This is a genomic window from Anabaena sp. PCC 7108, assembly GCF_000332135.1.
Taxonomy (GTDB): domain Bacteria; phylum Cyanobacteriota; class Cyanobacteriia; order Cyanobacteriales; family Nostocaceae; genus Anabaena.
Genome location: NZ_KB235896.1, coordinates 2,592,851 through 2,616,118 on the forward strand (window position 1 = coordinate 2,592,851; position 23,268 = coordinate 2,616,118).

Below are 23,268 nucleotides of genomic sequence, written 5' to 3' on the forward strand. Positions count from 1 at the left end.
TATTTATTCTTATTTATTTTCAATAATCGTTGCTTCTTCTATTCTGTATTTTTTATTTTGTTTAATGTTTCTTAGCTGCATACTCAAGTTTTTCTCGCTTGCAAATAATGTAAATTTATCAGGTATTTTAGGAGAAGAGAAGCATTTATCATAAGCAGGACATATGTAGAGAAATTTTTGATAACCTTGTTCGTGCAATGCTAAACCTAATTTACTCACATTATCAGGCTCTTTTGTGAGAAAAAATATTTTTTGGTTAAACATTGCTTCAAAACTTTGGCTAACATACTGGTTAGCTACAGCTACAACTTTATTACTATCTTGGCGCAAAAAGTCCAGAACATCAAGATTTTCTTGTTTGCTTTTTTGATAAACAGCTTCTGTGCCTGCAATTATGTTGAGATTAAACCCTAAAACAAATAGTATGGCTAAAATTCCCATGCTGATATATCTGAACCCAAATTGTTTAATTTTCCAAATTTTATCTAACCCTGATATTGCTATGAAATTAAATAATGGTATGAGAATTAATAAGAATCTTGGTCCCCACTGTTTACCACCATCACTAGGAATAAGTATGGGAACTATCAACAAAAACAAACTTGAGATTAGTAATATTTGCATAATTACAGGTTGGAATCTCAAATTAATTCTAAATATAGAAATAAACAAAATCCCAATTGCAAAGTAGATGATCGGAAAATATTTAAGTAGGCTATCTTTAAGTTCATTAAAAAATCTCACTGATTTTAATAATCTTTCTGGTAGTGAAAAGTTTTCTACTACTTGGAAAGCATGAGCGCCTAATGGATGATTATAAATGATTTTATTTAATGCAAAGAAACATAATATGGTAGCGATAAGACTAGCAATAAATATTATTTGTCTATTTTTAATAATAGTGATGAAATCAAGTTTGATTTTATATGAGACGATTACTAGCATTATCAAAATAGCTACTAATGCTAAAAATTCGGGTCTAAACCAAGCTGATAAACCAATTAATATGCCGCTACTTATGGCATCTTTATTTGAAAAATTTTCCTCTGTTTTAGTTAGAATAATCACTAAGCCATTAAATGCTAAACATACTGCTAGTGTATGTTCCCAATACATAGCACTATACATGGTCAGTGGAGAAGCAAATATAAGAGTAAGCAAACCTATACTTATAATTAAATAATCTAGTTTAAAGCACTGACATAATTTATAAAAAATCACCCAAATTATCCATGTAGAGATTAAAGGAATTATATAAAAACCTCTAAAACCAAACATGGCATAAAACGGGGCAGTTACTAGTGGAAATGTAAACGGAAATGTAATATAGTAAAGGTTAGATATCTTATAACTAAATGGGGCTTCAAAGGGATATAATCCGCTATCCCATAGATTTTTTACCCATTGGGGTGCTAGTAAGTCTAAATCAAAATGCAGTTTACCAGAGCTAAGTTGTTTTGCTAACAGTGCTTTCAGCCCAGCATCACCACTAAAGTAAATTTCATCAGGAATTTGCGATAGTAAGTATAAGGAAAAAATTACACCAGATAGAATGATCAAGAACGGTGTATTTGCTTTCAATTTATTCATAAATTCATGAAAAATGATTATTATCGATATTTATTCAATTGGATACATAAAACTCAAGCAAATTTCAAAGCAGATAAATTAGCAATTATCTGTCAAAATAGAAGATAAATGATGGTTATTTCACAAGACGGACTAGAACTCAATGGCTTGTCAATAATATAACATCACAAGTTGCAACTTTTAATTTATTGCGAAAATTAAATAAGTAGTTTACGTTTGATGAACTGTGGCTAATATAACTTTCGATGCAATTCTTGACCGTGCTTTATTAGGGTATAATATATCACCACATGAAGGTGCTATGTTGTTGAAACAGACTGAGCCAAAAGCTGTAAGTGCTATTCAGGCTACAGCTGATAAACTCCGTTACACTCAAGTAGGTAATACAGTCACTTACGTAATTAACCGTAATATTAACTTTACGAATATCTGTGAGCAACATTGTAGTTTTTGTGCGTTCCGTAGGGATGATGGCGATACTGATGCTTATTGGTTAAATTGGGCGCAAATCTTGGAAAAATCCACAGATGCGGTGCGTCGGGGAGCAACAGAAATCTGTATGCAAGGGGGATTACACCCACAAGCGCAAATTAACGGTAAATCGTTGCCTTATTATCTGAAGTTAGTAGAAACCATTAAGGGGGAGTTCCCTCATCTGCATTTACACGCATTTTCTCCCCAAGAAGTCCAGTTTATCGCTAGATTAGATGGAATTTCCTATACTGAGGTGATCACATCTTTACGGGATGCTGGTGTAGGTTCCATGCCAGGAACAGCCGCTGAGGTGTTAGATGATGAAGTCAGAAGAGTGCTATGTCCAGAAAAAATTGATACGGCTACTTGGCTAGAAATAGTTGGTATAGCGCATAAATTAGGTGTAAATACCACTAGTACCATGTTATCTGGGCATATTGAAACCCCAGAACAGCAAATTGGACATTTAGAAAAATTGCGATCGCTCCAACAAAATGCTATTGAGCAAGAATACCCAGCTAGAATTACAGAATTTATTGTCTTACCATTCGTTGGACAAGAAGCGCCCAAATCCTTACGTCGTCGTGTGGGAAGAGATCAACCAGTGTTAGCTGATGCACTGTTATTAACTGCTGTAGCGCGAATTTATTTAGGAAATTGTATACCTAACCATCAACCGAGTTGGGTCAAATTGGGTTTAGCTGGTGCGACAGCAGCTTTAAATTGGGGTTGTAACGATATCGGTGGCACATTGATGGAAGAACACATTACCACAATGGCAGGGGCTGTGGGTGGTACTTGTATGGAGGTGGAAACCTTGCAAAGTGCGATAGCATCCCTAAAACGACCTTACCAACAGCGGGACACCTTATATCGGAAAATAGGAGCTAGGGATAACAAATAAATTATCTGTAGGACTTACGCAAGTGTCACACCAAACATCTATTTTATGGTGCGTCAGATATCAAATATCTGTTTATTTGCAGGATATTTCAGGTCTGACGCACCCTACCAATATGCCAGTTGCGTAAGTCCTGATCTGTTTAAATTATCTGTTCCCTGTTCCCGATAACTGACTGATCCCAATCCAAGATAGTATGGACGTTGATTTACATATTGTTTTACTTAATGCATATGAAGCGTTATTGGTCGCGTCTGCTTGCACTAGTTCTAGTTGTAACCATTGGTTTAATAGGCTGTTCTGGTAGCCCAGATAGTTTGACTGGGGATTATCGTCAAGACACATTGTCTCTAGTCAATACAATGAGACAAGCTCTAGATTTATCACAAGATTCCCCAAATAAAGCCGAAATTCAAGCTGAAGCACGTCAAAAAATTAATGACTTTTCGGCTCGTTATCAACGTGCTAATTCTGTTTCTACTCTTAGCTCATTTACAACCATACGAACAGCCCTTAACGCCTTAGCTGGTCACTATAGTTCCTACCCAAATCGTCCCGTCCCTGAAAAACTGAAAAGTCGTCTAGAGAAGGAGTTAAACCTCGTGGAAACAGCACTGAAGCGTGGTGGCTAACCATCAGATATATTTTTGTCAAGAACCAAAAATGCAAAGTCAAAATTTATAACTTTGCATTTTTGGCTCTTGGCGACTTGATACAAAATGTCGATAAATCTGGGGTTTCAATTTTAAATTTATCTATCTTTTTTTAATGTTTAGCGCCAGAAAGCAAAAGGTAGTAAAAAAGCTTATTTGCTCAAATGTTAATTCTTTTTTAAATAAATATTTATTTTTGCTAAACTCTAGTAGCTAGAGTATTAATATAATTCACTTGCTTTTAAGTTGTCATCAATGGGGATTATATGAAATAATAAAGCAGTGGTAATCAGATTAAGTAGCAGCTAAGTTCAATGAACAAACAAAATGATAATGTAAAAAAAGAACCAAATGCAATTGAGAAGAATCTTAGTGACATCCATCAGAGTCTACAAGATATCAATGACAACCTAAAAGGTATCAAAAGTTATTTTAAGAGTTCTTCCGACGCATTTAACAATTTTTCCAATACATTTTTTGTGTTATCAATTGTACTGGCCTTTTTCTTATTTATAAATTTTATTAATAGGGGTTGATAAATATTTGGTCAATCTAATGTTAGTCCATAGCCATCCTAAATAAGACATGAACAACTCTTTTTCTTTACTTGTGCGCTCTCTGTGGTTCGTTCCCTTATCCGTCAAAATTTATTTGAGAGACTATTAATAAATATGTTTAACTTTACCTTAAAAGTTACAAAACCAAGATTATTTTGGCGAAGTCTGTTCGCTGTCCTTTTTAGTAGTAGTTTTTTGCTTCCTAATATTGGGAACCAAACAGCTAGGGCGCAAGTAATTCTACAATCTTGTCAGCTATCACCAAAAACCGTCAAAGAAAAAGAAAATCTCCGTTTATCAGCACTTAAAGGTAATAGAGATAGCCAGAATCGCTACCAAAAATTACTAAAACAACACGCACAAGAATTACAGAATTGTCGCAGTCGAAATTGGCCTCAAACCCAAGCTATCTGGTTGCGGTTGTATCCATGCGATACTCAACCGGGTGCAATTGATCAGATTATGGATCGGATTGTTAGCCGTGGCTATAACCAAGTTTATTTAGAAGCATTTTATGACGGCCAGGTATTATTGCCAGCAGCAGCTAATCCCACAGTTTGGCCGGCTGTAGTTCGCACACCGGGAACAGAAAAGACTGATTTACTAGCCGCAGGAATTAAAAAAGGTCAAGAACGGGGTTTGAAAGTTTATGCTTGGATGTTTACCGTCAATTTTGGCTATACTTACGGACAGATACCCAGCAGACAAGATGCGATCGCTCGTAATGGTAAAGGACAAAACAGTTTAGCAGTTGTAGATAACGGCTCTCAAGTATTTATTGATCCTTATAACAACCAAGCCAAAAACGACTATTACCAAATGGTACAAGAGATAATACGTCGCCGTCCTGATGGTATGCTCTTTGACTATGTACGCTATCCTCGACAAGCTGGAATTAACTCTATTGCTACTAAAGTTTCAGATTTGTGGTTATTTACGCCCGCAACCCAAGAAGCCTTTTTCCGTAGGGCTTTAAACTCCAAAGGATTGGAATTAATGCGGCGGTTTTTAACTAAGGGATATGTCACCGCAGGAGATATAAATCAAGTTGATAAACTTTATCCCCAAGAAGATGAACCTCTTTGGGAAGGACGCAATCCCTCAATCGCTCAAAAGTCCCTCTTATCAGCCACCGACAGACAACCAGGTTTACAAGTAGAATTATGGCAGTTGGCGGTAGCCCATGCTATGCAAGGTATTCTAGATTTTGTTGCTTTAGCTAGTTCCCCAGCACAGCAGCAACGCATTCCCAGCGGAGTAGTGTTTTTTCCAGATGGTAATCAAGCTGTGGGAAAAGGGTATGATTCCCGTTTGCAACCTTGGGATCGTTTTTCTCCTTCCTCAGAATGGCATCCTATGGCTTATGCAAATTGTGGTAATGCAAATGCTAGTTGTATTGCAGAGCAAGTGCAACGGGTTTTGAGTATGGCACAACCAGGTACACAGATAATTCCAGCTTTAGCTGGTAAATGGGGAGAATCAATTAGTAATCGTCCACCCCTGGAAGCACAGATGGCAGCTTTACGCCAATTTTCTCCTCAAATCAAGGGAGTCAGCCATTTTGCATATTCTTGGCAATATCCTGAACATGATGGCGATCGCAAATTTTGCCGTAACAAATAATTATTTCGATATCTCATTGCTTTTTCTTAGCACGTTTTTGTTGGTACATCAATTCATCTGCCAAAGTAATTAGATCATCTAACGAAACTGGTTGGCTAGGGTCATAACTCACAAACCCTATACTCATTGACACATTAAACGGCTTATTCCCAGACAGATTATACTCATCAATAGAAGATTGTAGTCGCCCAATCGTTACCTCTACACTGGGGTCGTTACTTTGCATTAATACCACAAATTCATCACCTCCCAATCTCCCCAAAGTATCAGAACTGCGAAAAGTTTGGTTGATTAAGTTGGCAGATGCCACAATAGCAGCATCACCAAATTCATGTCCTAATTGATCATTAATTTGCTTGAGTCCATCTAAATCAATAAACATTAAACAGGTAGGAATTTGAGTGCGTTGGGCTAATTTTAATTGTTGTTCTGCGACTACAAAAAATCCTCGTCGATTGTATAAACCTGTCAACTCATCAGTTAGAGAAAGATGACGCACTTGTGCTTCAGCTGCTTTCCGTTCTTCAATTTCTTGTTCTAGAGCAATAGTCCGGTCTTTTACTCGCTGTTCTAATTCTGAATAAACTTCTACATTCTCCATTGCAACTGATGTTACATCTGCCAATGCTTGCAACACTTTTACTTCTTGTAAGGTAGGCTGATGGAGAGTTGCCCAATAAGTCCCAATAGCTCCGATTGGTTCTTGAGTGCGGATAGGAACCATAACCATACTTTTTATAAATGTCGGTTTATAAGCGACATGAGGAACACGTTCATCAACACTTACATCTTCAATAATCGCAGGTTGACGGTTAAACATTGCCCAGCCGCCAATACAAATATTCATCGGAAATCGCTGACCTTTCCAGAGTGGAGCAATAGCATCCTCGTCAGCATAGTAACAGCAACCGTTGTCCCGAAGTACGAAGCTGGCTCCATCCGATTTCGTCAATTCTCGTGCCGCTACCCGCACAATTTCCATAATCCTTTGTAAACTACGAGCCAGAGAAAGGTCTTGAACTACTAATAATAAACGTTCCATTGCTTGTAAGTATTGCTGAGTTGCATTACCTTCTGCTTCAAACAATATTGGACAAGACAATGGTGTGGGAATATTGGTTGTTGTCATATACACCCCAATAATTTTTAATTTTAAACACCGAGACTAGGAGTGATGTCGTAGCTAACTTGTCTGGAAATAAACTGTTTCTGAGGAAATTTTTCCAAAATAACACATTAACAAACAGCTTTTTTGATAGCTACTTAAACACCTATATATATCATGTCAGTTTCATGTAAATTATTTAACGGTTATTTAAAAGATGTAACTTTTTGTTTTATTTGCACTTCCGTAAAATAAAAATTAATCAACACGCAATTTAAAACGCTAATATTTATGGATTTATCGCCAAGTTAAATCATGACTTTGCTATATTACTTCATTTCCATCCAATTATCTCCCGCACGCATATCTACTAATAATGGCACACTTAAACTTACAGCATTTTCCATCACCGACTTAATTTGTGGTTGCAATTCTTCCCACTCTTGAGGAGGAACTTCAAACACCAATTCATCGTGAACTTGTAACAACAACCGTGCTTGATAATTCTTTAAAACCTCATGTAATTGCACCATAGCAATTTTGATAATATCCGCACTAGAACCTTGAATTGGTGCATTCGCAGCCGAGCGTAATAACCCAGCATCATAAGCACCTAAATTCTTTAATTTACTCAAATCAATATCTTCTATATTCCTATTTTTAAAATCGCGTAAACTATTACTAGTAAAATCAAAATAACGCCGTCTACCCAGAATTGTTTCTACATAACCGAGAGCAATTGCTTGTTTTTTAACTCCCTCTAAATATTTAAATACTTGGGGATACCGTTCATTAAATCGCTTAATAAATTCATTCGCATTCGCTTTATCTACACCTGTTGAACGGGCAAACTTGAGAGAACCCATTCCATAAATTACACCAAAATTAATTGTCTTCGCAAAACGACGTTCTTCTGAAGTTACTTCTTCTTTTTCAAAGACTAATTTTGCTGTCACAGTGTGAATATCTTCATTTTGCTGATATGCTTTTAGTAATATCGGTTCTTGACTCAAATGAGCCAAAATTCTTAATTCAATTTGTGAATAATCAGCAGCTACCATTAACCAACCTGATTCAGGTAAAAACGCTTTTCTAATTTGACGACTAAAAGCGGTACGAATCGGGATATTTTGTAAATTCGGATTAGAAGAAGATAACCTCCCAGTTGAAGTTGCAGCTTGGTTAAAATCTGTATGTAAGCGTTGACTTTTTGGATGTACTAATACTGGTAAAGCATCCACATAGGTAGATTTTAATTTTGATAAAGTTCTATATTCAAGAATCGCATCCACAAAACCAGTATTATCAACTTCTTGGAGTTTTTCTAAAGTCGCTGCGTCTGTAGAATAGCCAGTTTGAATCTTGCGGGAATATTTAGTACTTAATCCCAACTTCTCAAACAAAATCTGGCTCATTTGTTTGGGAGAACCTAAATTAAATTTTTCTCCCGCAATTTCAGTGGCTGTTATTTCTAATTTTGCTAATTCTGTTTCTAACTGCTGAGAAAGTTCTTGGAGATAATCTGAATTAATTCTCACTCCTGTATATTCCATTTCCGCTAAAACTGCTTCTAGGGGTTGTTCGACTTCTTGCAATAGTTTATTTAAAGCCGGAGTTTTTTCTAATTCTTCTCGCAATTTTGGGACTAAAGCAAATGTAGAATAAACATCCATTCCGCAATAATCAGCAACAGCAGTAATATCTATATCAGCAATGGTTTTACCTTTGGGAACTAAATCAACATAACTTGTGGCTATTAATCCTAAATATCGCTGTGATAAATCAGTTAAATTATGGCTACTATCTGGATTTATCAAGTAACTTGCCAGCATAGTATCAAACACTACTCCTGTCAAATTAATTCCCTGACACTTGAAAATTAAACGATCAAATTTAGCATTTTGTAAAGATTTAGGATAATCAGCACTTTCTAAAATTGGACGTAATGTTTGTAATACTAAATCTTGATTTAAATTTTTGCCAAGTTTATGATTTAAGGGAATATAAGCTACTTCATTTGCTTCTTTTCCCCAACAGCAACCAATTCCCACTAAATTCGCATCTCTAGGTTCTAATGCAGTTGTTTCTGTATCCCAAGCAACAGGTGTTTCTGGATTAGTGAAGGTTTGTAATAGGTTCACCAAATCAATTAATTGAGCTTCAGTATTAATGATGTTTGGTTGAATTGGGGAAGCAGTTTGTTTTTTGGCTTCTGTTGTATCAGCAGCACTAAAAAACCACAAATCATGATCTTCATCAATATTGTTTTTTTCTAGTTTATCTACTTTAGGATTTAATTCAACTTGTCCACCAAATTTAAATTGGAGTTCGTTGATTTTATCTAAAAAATTATTAAATTCTAACTTCTCTAAAATTGGGGTGAGAACGCTGCTATCAAATCCTGTTAATTTACAATCTTCTAAATCAACTTCTATAGGAACATCGACAATTATTTGCGCCAAATATCGAGAATGAAAAGCATTTTCTTTCCCATTAATCAATTTTTCCTTAATCGTACCTTGGAGTTCGGTTAATGAATCATAAACATGATCAAGAGAATTATATTTATTTAGCAGTTTGACTGCTGTCTTTTCACCAATTCCTTTTACCCCAGGAATATTATCTGATTTATCACCACAAAGAGCTTTGAAATCAACAATTTGTGTAGGTAATATGCCTAATTTTTCTTTAACTTGTTCTGCTCTAAATTCAGTAATACTATTTGTAGAACGTTTTAATGCTTCTGGACTAAAATTTAAAACAGTAATTCCTTTATCAGCATCTATTAATTGAAATAAATCTTTATCTCCTGATAAAATTTTCACGCGATACCCAGCAGCAGCAGCTTTTTGTGCCAAAGTTCCCAAAACATCATCCGCTTCATACCCTGGTGCAGTTAAAATTGGTAAATTAAACCCATTTAGTAACTCTTGTAAATTTGCTAAGTCGGGAATGAAATCTTCTGGTGTTTCTGCACGTCCTGCTTTATAAGTATGATCAGCCTCATGGCGGAAAGTTGGTAATTTTAAATCAAACGCTACCGCAATTGCTTGTGGCTGTTGTGTGGTTATTACTTCCAGCAAACACTTAAGAAAGCCAAAACATACGCTAGTGGGAATACCTGCTTTTGTACGTAGTCCTCCGTTTTTACCTTTAGCAAAAGCGAAGTAGGAACGAAAAGCCAAGGAATGTCCATCTACGAGAATAAACGTAGGATTATTTGTAATTGCAGAGTGAGAAGTCAAATTGTTAACGGAATTGAGAGACATAAGCCTATTATAGCTAGTATTTTTCCTTGAGTACATAATACCTACGTAGAATAAAGCAAGTTTTCTTAGCTTTTTAACCTTTGTTGACTGGATGGTTATTTTCACCCGTCAGTAATATTCCCTTAAATATTTGTAGTCATGTCATGACATGAACAATAATATCCCCAATATCCCCGACTTATTAGAGAAGTAGGAAATCTGAGTTTTGTAATTTTCACAAATAAAAAATGCTTACTATAGTATTTTCTCTTATGTAGATACTACTTAAGTAGAATATCAAAAATATTGAACTGGAATCCTCATCAAAACTTTAGATTTAATTGAGTAGATTTACGAAAGCGCTAATCAGTGTTTTAGAGCTATAAATTAGTTATATTTCAATTCCTCTAACACAACAATTTACCTATGAACTCTAAATTTATCAGCACTTTAGCAGCCGCCACTACCTTAGCAGGAATTGTTGCCACCGCCGGAACTGCAAATGCAGCTTCCCTCTCTTATACTGCTTCTTCTGGTGATTATTCTCCAACGGATTTTAGTGAAACACTCAGTATCCAAAAATTTGACTCATCTTTAGGTACACTGACGAGTGTTTTCCTAGAAATTACTGGTTCTATCAAGGCAAATGCAGGCTTAGAAAGCCTCAGTGCATCTTCATCTACAATCACAGCAAATGTTGGTGCAGATATGTATTTAACCCAGGATAACAATCAGTTGTTTTTCATCAAGCCCACTAATAGTGAATCTTACCAAGCTACTGCATTTGATGGACAAATTGATTTTAGTGGCACTTCTGGAAAGACAATTAATGACATCATGGACTCGGAATATAAAAACACGACTTTAACTAGTGACCTATATGACCTAGCCGCATATATTGGTTCTGGAAATATAGACTTTTTGTTTTCAGCTACAGCTAAATCAAGCGTTTCAGGATCTGGTAATATTGTTTCTCAGATCAATACAAATGCTAAAGGAACACTGAAAGTTACATATAACTATGATAGTCCCTACTCAACTCAAGTACCTGAACCCTCTACTTTACTGGGATTTGGTTTAGTTGCTGGTTTTGGTATGTTATCACAACGCAAAAAAAGCCGATTTCAAATCTCAAAGTAATAAGGTTATACAATGGGTAGTTTGACCACACCAATTAGAAACTTTAGGTTTGAATAGTTAATTTTGTAAGTATTTTATTTAATTTAGTTATCTTTTTTTATCGTGTCTACAAGATGCGATAAATTATTGTTTTTAGGCAAAATATTTTCTTTACCCAGAATACTCCCCATTGTCTACCAGAGATTGCTAATCTCTTACTAGCACTTCAAAGCTGGGGAATTTATGCACAAACTATCTACCAATTCTACATCTATCCACAATCAGACAGGAAATGTCAAAGATGTTCAGCTATTAGTTTTAGATATAGATGGTACGATTGCTGGACATGACAATCAAGTGAGTGAAGTTGTCAAGCAAGCCATTACAGCAGTACAAGCCAAAGGCATTAAAATAGCCATAGCTACGGGGAGAATGTATTGTTCAGCTTTGCGGTTTCATCAAGAAATTCAATCTACCCTACCATTAGTAGCTTATCAAGGGGCTTGGATTCAAGAACCAAGGAACCAAAAAATTCATCGTCATTTACCGGTTTCTCGGAAAATTACCCAGCAATTACTAGATTATTTTGAACAGCCGCCATTGCGTTCTTTACTTTCTGTGCATTTCTACGTAAATGACAAACTTTACGTGCGGGAAATGACTAAAGAAACTGAAAGTTATGCAGAACGCTGCGGTGTTAGTCCCATACCCGTCGGTGATTTGCGTCAAGTCTTAACTGATGAACCCACCAAAGTTTTAGCTTTGTGTGACGATGTCAATATCATCAACGAACTTTTAGGGAATTTACGTCTTCAATACACACCCGCAGAACTATATTTAACCACATCTGTTGCCACTTTTTTAGAAGCGGCTAACCCCTTTGTGAATAAAGGAACTGCTGTCCGCTATATCGCTGAAGAATTGCTGGGATTAGAAAGCGCTAACGTCATGACTATTGGCGATAACTTCAATGATGTGGAAATGCTAGAATACGCGGGTATTGGAGTGGCTATGGGTGACGCACCAGCAGAAGTTCAAGCGATCGCTAATTGGGTAGCTCCTAATGTAGAAGCAAATGGAGCGGCAGTAGCAATCAAAAAGTTTTTACTGTAAACATCAAAAAAGACACCGACGACTGGCCGTGTTTCGTCTCGGTGTCTTTTCTGGTTCGCTCCTCACACACCTGCTACTATAGCCGAGGAGATTTATTGAGTCAATATCCGTAATTAAAATTTTTATTTTGATATTGGAAAAAATGATGGTAACTATAACTCTAGAGGTGCGAAAACCCCCAATTTTGCCTCTAATACAGACTTTAACACCAACTTAGTAGCTATCAGCAATCCCAGTCTAGCTTGGGCTAATGCCAATGAATTAATTTTCACTTCACCCCAAATCCGGCAATTACACCAAAAATTATCAAAAGCTTGGCTCAATTTTAGCCCTGCTTTTTCCCAGTTGACTACACTCATGGCATCAGGATATACCAAATCGTCTACCAATTTTATCAGCTGGTGAATGAGACGAAATTCATCCGGTTGATGGAAACGCAATTTTTGATCATGATCAAGCCACGGTATAGATTGTGCGGACTGAAAATAACGAAAATTCATACTTTCATCTACAAGTTCAATTAAGCCCTCTCGGTGAGCTAATCGTAATAATGAACAGCAGCGTGCATGAGTATATTGAATAGTAAATACTAGTTTATCAGTATGTTGGGTTTGATAACTACTTTTAACACTTTTTAATCCAGTACTTTCAACCGTAATACTGTGCAGCCAATCTGCTAGAGTAGGATGAGTAAGCTCTATACAAACCCAAGCAGGGGGAACTATTTTGACTCTAAAAATTTCGCCACAGTTTGCCGATAAATAAGCAGCAATTTCCCAAGCAATTTCCATAGCTTTTGAATTATCACTGGTTGATAGCCTCAGAGCAAGACTGGAAATATACAAAATCTTTTCATGATCTCCACCTTGATGTAGAGGAATTTTTATATCCTCTATGCATAGAATTTCTCCACGATTAGTATAATCACTTAGAAAATTCATGAAATGGATATAGACTAAATGTTTAATTGATGTATACTTCTTAAAAAGTAGCCGTTGATGCACGTAGATCTTTGGGAAACTTTTGTGGATATGAATATTTTATCCTGTTCCATCCACCTTTAGATAGAAGTTAACTCTAGGTAAAGAAAAATGAGAGTAGGATAAAATTTCATGAATAATCGATGAATCATGAGTAAACTTTACTACCTTCATTGTACAGTAAGAAGTATAACAGAAGAGTAGAGGGCAAATCCGCTTTCTACACTTTACATGGCTGACGCTGTTAGGCGTTAAGCCTACCCTGTTAACACAAAGACACTCCTTGCACCTTTTTATTACGTCTTTGTATTCAGCCGAACGCTCTTTGTTACCTATGCAATCTCAATCCTCTTTTTCCGAGGCATCACGGCCTTTTCTCACTTGGCAACGAATTCTTGATTGGGCTCAAGAACACTACCGCTGCCGCACCTTCAGCAAAGATGAGCGTATTCCAGCTAGACCTGGATTGCTCTATTTAGTGCAAAGAGGTGCAATCCGCATGGTAGGAACAGCCCAAGTTAGTGCTACTGCCAGTCAACTAACATCTCGACGCATCAACAGAACCCCAGAAGAAGCCTTTTTGGGTTTTGTGGGAGCAGGACAACCATTTGAGATCGTTGCTCAATCGCCTTTTACACTCCAGTCTTATGCTCACGTTGACCAAACTGCGGTGTTATGGATGTATTGGCATGATTTAGATAACTGGCCTCACTTCCGTCGTGAAGTTATGGATGCGTTTAGATATCAACACCAGCGCAAACTCTTGTGGTTAAGTGCCTTGGGACAACGGCGCACAATTGACCGACTCTTAGGATTTCTCACCTTGTTGATTGAGGAATATGGGGAGCCAGCAATGAGCGAAACTGATCCCGATGTAATTCGTGGTTATTGCCTACCCTTTCCTCTCACCCATGCCCAAATAGGCAGCGCAATTGGTTCGACTCGTGTCACAGTTACCCGCTTGATGGGTAAATTGCGTCAACGCGGCCTCATCCTCACTCAAGGGGATAATTTGATTTGCTTGCCAGCAGAATCAATTAACAGAGCCAACTAAAGCAAAGTTAGAAGCCACATTCTGAGCATATAAGTTGGTACTTGCTATTTTCAAAGCCATAACTAGCAGGAGTCAGTGGATTTTAACAAACCCAATCTGGGTAATTAGTTCCTGTCCCTGCTCTGTTAAAAGTAAATTGACGTAAGCAAAACCTGCTTGCTCATAATTTATGACCGTCCTGTTTGACCACCACAAACAGATTTCGGGTAATCGGGTATTCTCCTGATTGGAAAGCCTTAATGTTCAATTTGTTGTGTTGATCAAGACATTCATTAGGGACAACAAATGATTCTTGGTAATGAACAATGTATTGCCCTGGCATTCCCCCCAAAGCTAAGGGTTTAATAGAACATTGAGAAATCACTTCTGGGGCAGAAGCGTAATAGATGCCACCAGGACTATCAGCCAGCTTTTTTAAGGCTTGGGTGGTCGTGGAGACAAACTCTACTTGGGGACTGAAAGCTTGACCACCCAAAATGTCTTGGAAAAAAAGTTAAACTGTAACCCCATGATTAACACGGTGTGAACAGGGCTTGATCGGCAGATTGGAACCAAGTCGGTGGTTCCAATTATTGATCTTGCCTGTGTAAGTAGGTCAGCGTTACAAATTGTGATGATTACAAGGCAAGAGGCAGAAGAAAAGAAGTTTTTGGGCGAATTTACTTTTCGTTACATACTTCGGTTTTTGAGCTTTTCTAGATAGATATCAACGGTAGGAATGCTATAGATTTTTTAGTTTTTTAATTTTTTAACTGGTTTCGGATTGGCTCAAAGTCATATCCAGTACGGGAACGATTACCGGAAATAATTTTTACAAGTTGAATTGGGGCATTGCGATCGCCTGATTGTAAAAAGCGAATTGCACCAGAAGCACCTGTAGCAGTAAAATCTGACGACACTAAAGCTTGTTGAATTCCAGACCGGGTGGGATTAATTTCTAGAGATGCAATAAAGGCTTTTGTAGCATCATAGCCCAGGGCAGTACGCCAACTTACATCACCACCCCATAACTGTCGAGATTTTTGGGGAAAATTTGATTTGGTTTCACCATCAATATGCCACGGAACGGCTACTACCATTCCCATTGCTTGTTCTCTACCGAGTTCTAAAGTTTTGAGGGTATAAACATCATCACCTCCCAGTAAAGTTAAGCGTTTCTGATTAACCTGAACTACTTGCAGTGCTTTGTCCAAAGTTTCAGTATTCGCGGCTAACATCAACACTTCTGTTCCTTCTTTAATTGCCCGTTCTACACTTTTAGCTGCACTAAAATTAGCCTGAGATAAATCAACCTCGCTTGATATTTGTCCACCCTCCAAAGCCAAAGAAGAAACAAATTCAGATTTTAAAGATTGGCTATAGTTACTTTGAGAATTGAAGAAAACTACAGCTTTTTTTTTCTGCAAGGTTTTTACCATGTAGTTAGCTAAGGTTCTAGCAGCCATAAAATCACTGGGAACTGTGCGAAAAACATAGGGGCTAAAGTTAGAGAGTTTTACTGAAGTGCTGGTAGGAGAAATAGCTACAAGTTCTCCGGAGTTATAGACAGCACCTGCTGCTAAAGTTGCATCACTTGTATTAGGACCAACTACACCTAACACTTCCGAATTTTTAACTAAATTGGCAGCAATTTGTTTAGATATTTCTGGATTATCATCGTCGTTAGCTATGCCTACTTTTAAGAGAACTCCCTTAATTCCCCCAGCAGCATTAATTTCATTTTGAGCTTGAGCAATACCCCGTAAAACTTCTAAAGCGGCATTGGGATCTGTTCCCATTGGAAGTGATGCAAAAATGGTATAACTTTTGCTATTTCCAATCCTGGTATTATTCAGATATATTAGCGCTTCTGGGTCGTTAGGTTTGAGTTTTAAAGATGTTGTTAAATCGGCAATTGCTTTGTCATAACTTTTATTAGCTAAAGCCTGGATGCCGTCTTTTTTAGCTGAAGATATTTCTCCAGGAGTTAAGGATTTATCCCCAAAACTAATCCGTTCGCTAATTGATTTGTTGCCGTTATTTGTTTGATTGGCAGCGGTATTACTACTAAAATTAACGCCAGAACTATGAATAAACAACCAAATGCCTCCACCTATTAAACCTGTTGTTAATAGTAAAGAGATAACTAAAACTTTAATTTCATTTTTTTGAGACATAAGTTAATTTCTCAACATTTAGTATTGTTTAAATTATTGAAGATAGTAATTTATAAATTAGTCGAAATATGGTTGTTATAGCAATGGCGATTAGTGCAGATGTAACTGTTAAAATCATTAATTGCTGAATGCCCAAGCTACTCCGTAAAAGTGGGATAAAAAATATAATTGCCAAAGTAATTCCGGGAATAATTAATAAGTCAAATTTTTCCAACCAGCGTCTGGTTTGAGCCAAAATCAAACCACTCAAAATCACAATGGAAATAGCTAAAGTAATGATGGGGTTTTTGACTAAACTAAAAAGAGCGATCGCTATTAATGCTCCTTCAAAACCACTAAAAGCAGCCCCAGCTAATAGTTCCCAAGTTGTAAAAGCTGGTTTAACTGTTATTTTCCGCTGAGGTGCTGGTGTTTGAGGTGGTTGTGTTTGTTGTAATACTGGTGGAGGAACTGAGAGAGCAATAATAGCTTCCAATACTTCTGCTGCTGACTGAAAGCGTTGACTAGCGGCCGGGAGCAGCATTTTGTCTAAAATATCCGCTAGTCTGTCGTTGACAGTGGCTTGTCTTCGCCATTTCCATTGGTTAGTATAGGCATCAAATAGCTGACTTGCTTCTTTTCCTGTCATTAAAGTGATGAGAGTAACCGCAAAAGCGTACAAATCTGTAGATGGAAATACTTGATTTCCTGACATCTGTTCAGGGGGAGCAAATCCCATAGAATAGATTCCTGTGGAAGTAGCGGAACCAGAAGGAGCATTGGTAACTTGTTTAACTGCGCCAAAATCCAGCAAAAATAGTTTACCATCTCGACGACGCATGATATTAGAGGGTTTAATGTCTCTGTGAATAATGCCTCTATCGTGAATAAACCTGAGTACTGGGAGAATTTCTCTGAGTATTTCTAGTACTTTATCTTCGGAAAAATTACCATTTTGAATTAATTCTTCTTCGAGATTTTGCCCATCAATATATTCTTGGACTAAATAAAAAAACTGGTCTGCTTGATTTAGTTGCAAACTTGGAAGTGTGATAGTAAAAAAAGCAAATAGGTTAGGTATTTGTTTGTGTTCGTTACCTATTTCTTCTAAAACTCCTGCTTCTTGTGTAAACAGGACTCTGGCCTTTTTTAGAGTTTCTTCTGTTAAATTGCCCATAGGCTGAAATTGCTTAACCACACATTGACGCATTCTCGGAGTATCCCGATCAATTGCCAAAAAAGCTGCACCAAATCCTCCCTGTCCCAAAAGTTTAATTGGTAAATAGCGGTCACGCAAAATTAATGGCATACCACAGTTTGTGCAGTATTTTTGCTGGGTTGTTTTTAAAGTTGTAATATCATCTAAATCAGCAAAATAATTTTTTGGGCGTGAGCAATGTGGACGAGTGCAGTAGACTTCCATGTTTGTTTCTAGTCATTAGTCAAAAGCTGATTTCTTCTGACTAGTACAGCTTGGCAAAAATATAGCTGTCATATTCTTACGGGGAAGCAAGCTACAAAACATTGAAAAGCTCATCTCATCGGCTTTTGGAATTTTGTAGCCGCCAGCCCTGGTGTGAGGCTATTTTAAATTCTGCCCTGCGGTACTAGTGACTGTTAACCTTGGATAAAATGTTCAGTCTGCGTCAGAGGAATTGAGTGTTAAGGTATCCAATGTAGTTACCACTAAATCCTTTTGTGGTAATTTTAACGTATCTTCATTCCATCCAGAAGTAGCAAACTGAGGTAAGATTTCCTGACTGAAGGCTTCTGCTGCTTTAGAACGATAACGATTGGGATTCACAATCAGCCACAGGGTTCGCTTGACAACCACACCGTCAATAGGGGTATGGTGTAGCACACCCATTTGTAACTCTTTAGCGATCGCAGAAGTAGAGACAAAGGCAGCCCCTAAACCAGATTGCACAGCATTTTTAATAGCTTCGATGGAATTTAGTTCCATTTCCAATTTAAAACGCCTGGTATCAATCTCGCAGCGCGCTAATACTTGATCAATGACTTTACGGATAGTAGATTGAGAATCGAGGGCAATGAATTGTAGTTTATATAGGTCTTCTTTTTGAATTGTTTCGAGTTTAGCAAAGGGATGGAATGTCGGCAAAATCAGCGCCAGTTCATCTTCTGCGTAAGGAACAATTTCTAAAGATTCTGCCAATTCACCGGGAATTTCTCCACCGATGATAGCTAAATCTACTTGTCCATTAGCCACACTCCAAGCCGTGCGACGGGTAGAGTGGACGTGCAATTGCACTGCCACATCTGGATACTTTTGTCGGAACATTCCAATCATGCGCGGCAAAAGATAAGTGCCGGTAGTTTGAGAAGCCCCGACAATTAAAGTACCACCTTGGAGATTTTGTAAATCCTCAATAGCACGACAGGTTTCTTGGCACAGACTGAGAATTTTTTCACCATAGCTCAGGAGTAGATGCCCTGCTTCGGTTAATTGGGCGCGTCGTCCTCCTCTGTCAAATAAAGGTACATCCAGTTGGCGTTCTAGGTTTTGTACCTGCAAACTAACTGCTGGTTGGGAGACATAAAGACTATCAGCGGCACGCTTAAAACTCCCCTCTGCGGCGATCGCTTTGAGAATGCGTAACTGATCTAAAGTGAAAGGAAGGTCAGACATAAGGCTCAACCCAAAAACTTTGAAAGGAGCGATTTTGGCAATAAATCAAACTGAACAGCAATAAGCTGGGCATGATTTATTACAACTTCAACTACGAGGCTTGACTCGGAAAAGACATTACCACAACATCTTGGCTAAAGTCCTCTTGTGTATAATCTGTTAAAGGTTAAGATGCTTACCAATACTAGCTTCTTTCATTTTGGATTTTTTAATTTTTAATTGAGTTGTGTCTATGATGCTGAATCCTTGGTTTACCTCCAGTCATTTTGTCATGCTGGGCTTACAGTTAGCTTTTGCGATCGCCCATAGTGGAGGAGCCGCTTTGCGCCCTTGGGCAGAAAAATACGTTGGACCAAGGCTTTATCGCATTTTGTTTGCATTAGTTAGCCTACCCTTAGCGGTGATATTAATCACTTACTTTTTTAATCACCGTTATGATGGCTGGCAACTTTGGCAAGTGCAAGGTGTACCAGGAATCCAACCTCTCATTTGGGTGCTGTCAGCGATTTCATTTTTATTTTTATATCCTGCTACATTCAATCTACTAGAAATTGCGGCTATTCAAAAGCCCCAAGTCAATCTCTATGAGACAGGAATTATTCGTATTACCCGTCATCCCCAAATGGTAGGACAAGTTATTTGGTGTGTCGCTCATAGCCTTTGGCTAGGAACTACCTTTGCAATTGTGACATCATTGGGTTTGGTGTTACACCATTTATTTGGGGTTTGGCATGGCGATCGGCGATTGAGCAACCGCTATGGAGAAGCCTTTGAAACGGTCAAACAGCGAACTTCAATTATTCCTTTTCAAGCAATTCTTGATGGTCGTCAATCTCTCCAATGGGAGGAATTTCTCCGACCTGCATATTTAGGGGTTGGTATTTTTGTGGCGTTGCTGTGGTGGTCGCACCCGCTGTTAATCGTAGCAACCAGTAGGTTAGTATGGTAGTTTTGAGTGATCCCCAAGATCAACAAAAAATACCAATTTAATCCAAATTCTGACCTATCAATTGCCACCAAATCAATGTAGGATAAATTTAAATAGCTGTCAGCGAGGTTTTCCTCAGTCGGTTTGAGATTTTAGATTGGTATTTGCTGGACAAGTTACTTTCCTGGAGAGGAAACAGCAATCAGGAGTTGAACAACAAAAAGAGCCACCGTGAATGTCGCGCTGGCTTTTTTGTCAGCAACACCATAACAGGCTGACTTGCCAATCTCTGCTGCTGCTAGTTACTTTGATATAAAAACCTTATAAATCAAGAGGCGTCATGGTGTTGTCGGTTTGTGAGCGGACATTTACTCAAGAAGTTTTAGAATCTCCAATTCCGGTTTTAGTTAATTTTGAGGCTCCTTGGTGTGGCTTGTGTCGCATCATCCACCCGTTGTTGCTGCAATTTCAAGCTCAATGCGGCGACGAAATTAAACTAGTGGGAGTTAACGCCGATCAAAATTTCAAGCTATCTACTACCTATAGACTTAAATCACTACCAACGTTACTACTCATTGAAAAAGGCATAGTCCGACAACGCTTAGAAGGTTTTCGCAGTAGAGATGATTTGCGTCTGGCATTAGCAGAAATTAAACTCAACTACGGCAGTAGCCATAAAACTTACAATATTCCCCAAACAGCCGACTTGGAGTGCCGCACAGTCTGATTGGAAGCAGAAGAGGCAGAGGGACAGGGTGCAGGGAAAAGGTATTTTCTCCCTTGTTACCTACTGTCTGCCGCCTTTGTTTTTCCCATTTCTCAATCCTCAAATCTAAAACCATGCTTAACACCCCACCTAAAGCTCATTAGGTGGGGTATTTTATCCTCTAGGGTGTGTGTCACAATTATTAACAGTTCCGACCTGGATAGTTGCCTGCAAAGCAAGCCGCTACAGCACTATCCTAACTTAGTCAAGAATTTTAAAAGTAGGCGTTAGTGATGGAAGTAATCTATCAGTATGCCTGGATGATTCCAGTATTACCTCTTTTGGGAGCAATGCTGGTCGGTCTAGGGCTAATCTCGATAAATCAGGTAACAAACCGCCTGCGGCAGCTTAACGCTGTGGTAATCATCTCCCTGATGGGAGCAGCTATGGGGCTGTCGTTGGCTTTGCTATGGAGTCAATTTCAAGGCCATGCGCCTTATCTCCGTACCCTGGAATGGGCAGCAGCAGGTAATTTTCATCTGACAATGGGCTACACTATTGACCACCTCACAGCCTTAATGCTGGTGATTGTGACAACAGTAGCCTTCCTGGTGATGATTTACACTGATGGCTACATGGCGCATGACCCAGGTTATGTCCGGTTTTACGCCTATCTCAGTTTGTTTGGTTCCTCAATGTTGGGTCTGGTGGTCAGTCCCAACCTGGTACAAGTTTATATCTTCTGGGAACTGGTCGGGATGTGTTCCTACCTCCTGGTCGGCTTTTGGTACGATCGCAAAGCGGCCGCAGATGCTTGTCAAAAGGCATTTGTCACGAACCGCGTCGGTGACTTTGGCCTATTACTAGGCATCCTGGGGCTATTTTGGGCAACAGGCAGCTTTGATTTCATGATTATGGGCGATCGCTTATCTGAACTAGTAGAAACCGGTTCTGTGAGCAATTTCCTGGCTATCGTGTTAGCAATTTTGGTCTTCCTTGGTCCAGTTGCTAAATCAGCCCAATTTCCCCTCCATGTCTGGCTACCAGACGCAATGGAAGGTCCCACACCCATTTCCGCCCTTATTCACGCGGCAACAATGGTGGCAGCGGGTGTATTCCTGATTGCCCGGATGTACCCAGTGTTTGAACACGTTCCCGCAGCTATGAACGTGATCGCCTTCACAGGAGCATTTACAGCATTTTTGGGCGCGACTATCGCTATGACCCAAAACGATATCAAAAAGGGCTTGGCTTACTCCACCATTTCCCAACTTGGTTACATGGTAATGGCGATGGGAGTAGGTGCTTACAGTGCGGGATTATTTCACCTCATGACCCACGCCTATTTCAAGGCAATGCTATTCTTGGGTTCAGGTTCGGTAATTCACGGTATGGAAGGCGTGGTTGGCCATGATGCCGTTTTGGCGCAGGATATGCGTTTAATGGGTGGACTGCGTAAGTATATGCCCGCTACCGGTATCACCTTCTTAATTGGTTGCTTGGCAATTTCCGGTATTCCTCCCTTTGCTGGTTTTTGGTCAAAAGATGAAATTCTCGGTGCAGCTTTTGCTGCTAACCCCCTGCTGTGGTTCATTGGTTGGCTAACTGCTGGGATTACTGCTTTTTATATGTTTAGAATGTATTTCTCGACATTTGAAGGCAAATTCCGGGGTAATGATGAGAAAATCAAAACCCAACTCAAGAATGCGGCTGCGGCGGCTGCTGAAAAATTAGGTGCTGCTGAATTAGCGCCTAACTTTGGTCCAGGGGCGATGAAAAAAGGCGAACTGGATAGTCATTCTCACGACTCCCACGGACACAGCACTTCTCCCCATGAGTCTCCTTGGACGATGACTCTACCGTTGTTGGTGTTGGCTATCCCTTCGATGTTAATTGGTTTAACGGGTACTCCCTACGCCAATTATTTTGAGCAGTTCATCTATTCTCCTAACGAAAGTTTGGCTGAAGTGATGGAAAAAGCAGCGGAATTTGACCCCCATGAGTTTTACATTATGGCGGGTAGTTCTATTGCTATTTCTGTGGTGGGTATTACTTTGGCTGTGCTGATGTATTTGGCTCGGAAAATTGACCCTGCTGCGATCGCATCTAAAATCAAACCACTGTATGAGTTATCGTTGAATAAATGGTATTTTGACGATATTTATCATCGTGTGTTTGTGCTTGGTTTGCGTCGTGTCGCTCGACAAGTGATGGAAGTTGATTTCCGCGTTGTTGATGGTGCGGTTAATTTAACTGGTTTCTTTACTTTGGTTAGTGGTGAAGGTCTGAAATACCTGGAAAGCGGTCGGGTTCAATTCTATGCTCTGATTGTTTTTGGGGCTGTTTTGGGCTTGGTGATCGTTTTTGGTGTTACCTGATTTTAATGGGGGCGGTTTGTCCGCCCCTAGATTGTTTTTTATGGTCATTAGTCA

The 23,268-nt window shown here is 38.7% G+C and carries 16 protein-coding genes and 1 pseudogene; 9 read left to right on the top strand and 8 right to left on the bottom strand.

All coding sequences use genetic code 11. The annotated features are described in order from the left end of the window. Nucleotides 1–9: 9 nt before the first annotated feature. Nucleotides 10–1,590 (bottom strand): hypothetical protein, encoded by a 1,581-nt coding sequence (locus tag ANA7108_RS0112355; protein WP_016951105.1) that lies wholly within the window; start codon nt 1,588–1,590, stop codon nt 10–12. A 226-nt stretch (nt 1,591–1,816) separates the two neighbouring features. Between ANA7108_RS0112355 and cofH the strand changes: the two genes are divergently transcribed. The 3 genes from cofH to ANA7108_RS0112375 all read left to right on the top strand — a co-directional run bounded on the left by cofH (nt 1,817) and on the right by ANA7108_RS0112375 (nt 5,798). Then, on the top strand, nt 1,817–2,968 hold the full coding sequence (gene cofH / locus ANA7108_RS0112360; RefSeq protein WP_016951106.1) for a 7,8-didemethyl-8-hydroxy-5-deazariboflavin synthase subunit CofH: 1,152 nt from the start codon (nt 1,817–1,819) through the stop codon (nt 2,966–2,968). A gap of 230 nt (nt 2,969–3,198) precedes the next feature. Further along, complete coding sequence (psb27, locus tag ANA7108_RS0112365; RefSeq protein WP_016951107.1) at nt 3,199–3,597, top strand: photosystem II protein Psb27; 399 nt, start codon at nt 3,199–3,201, stop codon at nt 3,595–3,597. 692 nt (nt 3,598–4,289) lie between these two features. Next, nucleotides 4,290–5,798, top strand: a complete 1,509-nt coding sequence (locus tag ANA7108_RS0112375; RefSeq protein ID WP_016951109.1) for a family 10 glycosylhydrolase — start codon at nt 4,290–4,292, stop codon at nt 5,796–5,798. Nucleotides 5,799–5,811: 13 nt separating this feature from the next. On the opposite strand, the gene ANA7108_RS0112380 is transcribed toward ANA7108_RS0112375, so the two are convergent. Continuing rightward, nucleotides 5,812–6,927, bottom strand: a complete 1,116-nt coding sequence (locus ANA7108_RS0112380) for a sensor domain-containing diguanylate cyclase (protein ID WP_016951110.1) — start codon at nt 6,925–6,927, stop codon at nt 5,812–5,814. Between the two features lie 305 nt (nt 6,928–7,232). Continuing rightward, entirely contained in the window at nt 7,233–10,172 is a 2,940-nt protein-coding gene (polA, locus tag ANA7108_RS0112385; protein ID WP_016951111.1) for a DNA polymerase I, read from the bottom strand. A gap of 405 nt (nt 10,173–10,577) precedes the next feature. Between polA and ANA7108_RS0112390 the strand changes: the two genes are divergently transcribed. Continuing rightward, nucleotides 10,578–11,291 (top strand): PEP-CTERM sorting domain-containing protein, encoded by a 714-nt coding sequence (locus tag ANA7108_RS0112390; RefSeq protein WP_016951112.1) that lies wholly within the window; start codon nt 10,578–10,580, stop codon nt 11,289–11,291. A gap of 222 nt (nt 11,292–11,513) precedes the next feature. Then, nucleotides 11,514–12,383: a Cof-type HAD-IIB family hydrolase gene (locus tag ANA7108_RS0112395; protein WP_016951113.1), complete on the top strand. Its 870-nt coding sequence runs from the start codon at nt 11,514–11,516 to the stop codon at nt 12,381–12,383. A gap of 152 nt (nt 12,384–12,535) precedes the next feature. Here the strand turns inward: ANA7108_RS0112395 and ANA7108_RS0112400 are convergent, their stop codons facing one another. After that, nucleotides 12,536–13,324 carry a DALR anticodon-binding domain-containing protein gene (locus ANA7108_RS0112400; RefSeq protein ID WP_016951114.1) on the bottom strand — a complete coding sequence of 263 codons (789 nt, stop codon included), beginning with the start codon at nt 13,322–13,324 and terminating at the stop codon, nt 12,536–12,538. Nucleotides 13,325–13,658: 334 nt separating this feature from the next. Between ANA7108_RS0112400 and ANA7108_RS0112405 the strand changes: the two genes are divergently transcribed. Then, nucleotides 13,659–14,417: a Crp/Fnr family transcriptional regulator gene (locus ANA7108_RS0112405; protein ID WP_084777019.1), complete on the top strand. Its 759-nt coding sequence runs from the start codon at nt 13,659–13,661 to the stop codon at nt 14,415–14,417. Between the two features lie 72 nt (nt 14,418–14,489). On the opposite strand, the pseudogene ANA7108_RS27280 reads toward ANA7108_RS0112405, so the two are convergent. The 4 genes and pseudogenes from ANA7108_RS27280 to ANA7108_RS0112425 all read right to left on the bottom strand — a co-directional run. Then, nucleotides 14,490–15,006: pseudogene (locus tag ANA7108_RS27280) on the bottom strand (PstS family phosphate ABC transporter substrate-binding protein); the annotation flags it as partial. 151 nt (nt 15,007–15,157) lie between these two features. Continuing rightward, a complete protein-coding gene (locus tag ANA7108_RS0112415) occupies nt 15,158–16,573 on the bottom strand; it encodes an ABC transporter substrate-binding protein (RefSeq protein WP_016951117.1) in 1,416 nt (471 codons plus the stop codon). Between the two features lie 28 nt (nt 16,574–16,601). After that, nucleotides 16,602–17,975, bottom strand: a complete 1,374-nt coding sequence (locus ANA7108_RS0112420; RefSeq protein WP_016951118.1) for a protein kinase — start codon at nt 17,973–17,975, stop codon at nt 16,602–16,604. 213 nt (nt 17,976–18,188) lie between these two features. Continuing rightward, nucleotides 18,189–19,202, bottom strand: a complete 1,014-nt coding sequence (locus ANA7108_RS0112425; protein WP_016951119.1) for a LysR family transcriptional regulator — start codon at nt 19,200–19,202, stop codon at nt 18,189–18,191. 232 nt (nt 19,203–19,434) lie between these two features. Here ANA7108_RS0112425 and ANA7108_RS0112430 point away from each other — a divergent pair, with 232 nt between their 5' ends. The 3 genes from ANA7108_RS0112430 to ANA7108_RS0112440 all read left to right on the top strand — a co-directional run bounded on the left by ANA7108_RS0112430 (nt 19,435) and on the right by ANA7108_RS0112440 (nt 23,214). After that, complete coding sequence (locus ANA7108_RS0112430) at nt 19,435–20,151, top strand: NnrU family protein (protein ID WP_016951120.1); 717 nt, start codon at nt 19,435–19,437, stop codon at nt 20,149–20,151. Nucleotides 20,152–20,470: 319 nt separating this feature from the next. Continuing rightward, complete coding sequence (locus tag ANA7108_RS0112435) at nt 20,471–20,857, top strand: co-chaperone YbbN (RefSeq protein WP_016951121.1); 387 nt, start codon at nt 20,471–20,473, stop codon at nt 20,855–20,857. A gap of 272 nt (nt 20,858–21,129) precedes the next feature. After that, a complete protein-coding gene (locus ANA7108_RS0112440; protein WP_016951122.1) occupies nt 21,130–23,214 on the top strand; it encodes an NAD(P)H-quinone oxidoreductase subunit 5 in 2,085 nt (694 codons plus the stop codon). Nucleotides 23,215–23,268: the final 54 nt, after the last annotated feature.